The 441-nt window shown below is 45.8% G+C and carries 1 protein-coding gene; it reads left to right on the forward strand.

From position 1 onward, the window contains the following. Positions 1 to 260 precede the first annotated feature (260 nt). Positions 261 to 441: TRAM domain-containing protein (locus tag ACTHUR_RS21175; protein WP_440400776.1), on the forward strand; the 181-nt coding region annotated here is incomplete at its 3' end.

Here is a 441-nt window from a genome sequence, read left to right on the forward strand (position 1 = left end):
ACCTTCGGAAACGGGAGAGACGTCAGGGATGGGTGTGTTGGCTGAGGCGGCGGTAACAAAGAGGGCAGCGGTCAGTCCGAAAATGGTTTTTTTCATGTGTCGTAATACTTGTAATAAATGAAAAGAAGATTTTGAGGAATCATACCTGAATCTGTATTTTTTTGTGCGAGAATATGCCCTTTCGGTTGCCTATTGGGTTGAGTGGCAGGTATGGATTTGGGTCGTCTGAAAAGATAAACTGGGTGTTGAGTGAATAAGTGATGACTGATACGAAATTTTTTGACGGCGTGGCTGATGTTTTTTCTCTGGATTATGAGGGGCGCGGCGTTGCCAGAGTGAATGGCAAAACCGTCTTTATTAAAGGTGCGCTGCCTACTGAGAAGGTATCGTTTCGTGTGCTGAAGGAGAAGAAGCAGTTTAGCGAAGCAGAGACGGTGGAAG

The organism is Neisseria sp. P0021.S007, from assembly GCF_051956855.1.